This is a genomic window from Hydrogenophaga sp. 70-12, assembly GCF_001897365.1.
In the GTDB taxonomy this organism is placed as follows: domain Bacteria; phylum Pseudomonadota; class Gammaproteobacteria; order Burkholderiales; family Burkholderiaceae_C; genus Hydrogenophaga; species Hydrogenophaga borbori.
This window is the reverse complement of the sequence record NZ_MKSS01000176.1, coordinates 1-2,400: the sequence shown is the minus strand read 5'-3', so window position 1 is coordinate 2,400 and position 2,400 is coordinate 1. Positions and strand designations below refer to the sequence as shown.

The following is a 2,400-nucleotide window of genomic DNA, read 5'->3' as shown; positions in this document are numbered from 1 at the left end:
TGGTGAGCGGGTAGTGCACCAGGTAGACCCAGTAGGCGCTGTCCGCGAGGTAGCCCAGCACCGCCTGGCGCGAGGACAGCCAGCGCAGGGCCAGGCCGATGGCGGCGAAGCTCCAGAGCCAGGCGATGCAGTGGTAGCTGTACCCGATCAGCAGCGCCGGGCCCTGGCGCAGCGCCACGGCGAAGGCGATGAGGTAGCAGGCCAGGCCCGCCACCGCGTAGCCCGCCCAGTGGCGCTGGAACCGCGCGAACAGCTCGGCCTGCCGCCCGTGCAGCATCAGCCCGAAGACGAAGAAGCTGCCGTAGTAGAGCCATTCGTTCCACTCGGGCAGGAAGGCGCCGGCGGGCTGCAGGACGGCGTTCGGGTAGGCCGCGCTGGCCAGCAGCAGCGGCAGTGCCAGCGCCACGCAGGCCCAGGGCTGGCGCGCCAGCCAGGCCAGCGCCGCCTCGGCCGGCGCGAACCAGGCGCGCGGCAGGCGCCACAGCGCGGCGGTGAAGACGCACAGCCACAGCAGCATCCACAGGAACCACAGGTGGATGGTGTTGGGGCCGCCCAGGATGGGCAGCTCCGGCAGCACGCCGGGGTCCAGCCCCCAGCGGTGCAGCACCATGCGGTTCATGAAGAACAGCGCCGCCAGGCCCGAGGCCAGCCAGAGCGGGGGCCAGAACAGCGCGAAGGGCAGGCCCAGGCGCAGCAGGCGGTGGCGCAGCAGGCCGTCGGGGCCGCGCGAGCGCGCCAGCAGCGCCGCGAAGAAGCCGCCCAGGATGAAGAAGGCCGGCATGCGAAAGGCGTGGATGGACGAGACCACCACGTCGGCCACCAGGGTGCGCTGCTCGTCGCGCCAGGCGTTGGGCAGGTGCTGGGTGGCGTAGATGGCCTCCACGTGCAACACGATGCCCAGCCACATGAGCAGGGCGCGCAGGTTGTCCAGCGCGTGCAGGCGCTGTCCGGTGCTCGTAACGGGCGGGTGTTCGCTCATTGGGCGGGCACATTAGCAGCCCGACGGTGATCGCGCCACCCCGCTCAGGGGACGGCCGCTCGGCCGGTGCCGCCGCCCGCGTCCGGTTCCAGCGCCAGCGTGCCGCGCACGCCCAGGTCGGCGCGGTGCCGCGCCAGCCAGGTCTCGGCCGCGCCGCGGCCTTGCTGGAACAGGCGCTCGAGGAAGGCCGGATCGGTGCGCGTCTTGCTGCCCGCGCCCAGGGCGGCCAGTTCGGCGCCGCCGTCCACCCGGTGCAGGCGCAGCGCGGCGATGCGGCGGAACACGGGGCTGCGCAGCTGCCGCGCGACCCAGCCCTCGGCGGCCAGCAACTCCTTGAGCAGCGCGATGCTGCGCAGCTCCTTGATCAGGCTGGCGTTGAAAGTGACCTCGTTGATGCGGTCCAGGATCTCGTTCGCGCGCACCGGCAGCGCCTCGCGCGCGGCGGGGTTGATCTGCACCAGCAGCAGGTCGTCGCCCGGGCTTTCCAGCAGCGGCAGCAGCGAGGGGTTGCCGGCGTAGCCGCCGTCCCAGTAGGCCTCGCCGTCGATCTCCACCGCCTGGAACAGCAGCGGCAGGCAGGCCGAGGCCAGGATCACGTCGGCCGAGAGCTCGTGCTGGCGGAAGATGCGCAGCTCGCCGGTCTTCACCCGCGTGGCGGCGATGAAGAGCTGGGTGCGGTGGCAGGCGCGCACGCGGTCGAAGTCCACCGTGTCGCGCAGGATGTCGCGCAGCGGGTTGAGGTTGAGCGGGTTGAGCTGGTAGGGCGAGGCCTGGGTGCTGAGCCACTGCGCGTAGGAGCGCACCGGCCCCAGCCAGGGCGCGGCCCAGGGGCTGTCGGGGTCCAGCCAGGGCGCCGCCGGCGCCGACTCCAGGCCGCCAAAGGGGTTGATTTCGCCCACGCGCGTCCAGAACCGCCGCAGCGCGGCGCGCGCGCCGTCGCGCCCGCCTTCCATCAGGCCGCTGGCCAGGGCGACGGCGTTCATCGCGCCCGCGCTGGTGCCACTGATGCCGGTGAGGCGCAGGGAGGGGTCCTCCAGCAGGCGGTCCAGCACGCCCCAGGTGAAGGCGCCGTGCGAGCCGCCGCCTTGCAGCGCGAGGTCGATCGGGGTTTTGTTGGCGGGGACGGCGGGCTTGCTCATGGCCCATTGTTGCACTGCAGCATGAATCCGGGGCCATTCCCGGGCTCGGCGACAATGCCGGGCTCCATGATGAACGCCGAGCACCGCGAAGACCCAGCGAACGCCCCCCACGGGGCGCTGGCGCGCGAGGCGATCGCGCTGGCCGCTTTCGACCACGTGGTCTCGCACGCGCCGGGCTTCCGGGCGCGCCCCGGGCAGCGCGAGATGGCCGCCTTCATCGCCGAAACCCTGGCCGGCGTGAAGCTGGGCGACGACAGCGTCTCGGGCGAGGCCGGCGCGCCC

At 73.0% G+C, this 2,400-nt stretch carries 2 protein-coding genes and 1 pseudogene; 1 reads left to right on the top strand and 2 read right to left on the bottom strand.

Translation table 11 applies throughout. The features are described from left to right. Both BGO22_RS10720 and BGO22_RS10715 read right to left on the bottom strand, forming a co-directional pair. Positions 1–979, bottom strand: a 979-nt coding sequence (locus tag BGO22_RS10720; protein WP_286850805.1) for an acyltransferase family protein, incomplete at its 3' end; no start/stop codon positions are given. Between the two features lie 44 nt (positions 980–1,023). Next, a complete protein-coding gene (locus tag BGO22_RS10715) occupies positions 1,024–2,118 on the bottom strand; it encodes a patatin-like phospholipase family protein (RefSeq protein ID WP_286850804.1) in 1,095 nt (364 codons plus the stop codon). A gap of 54 nt (positions 2,119–2,172) precedes the next feature. Between BGO22_RS10715 and BGO22_RS10710 the strand changes: the two are divergent. Further along, positions 2,173–2,400 (top strand): annotated as a pseudogene (locus BGO22_RS10710) (ATP-dependent DNA helicase DinG); the annotation flags it as partial.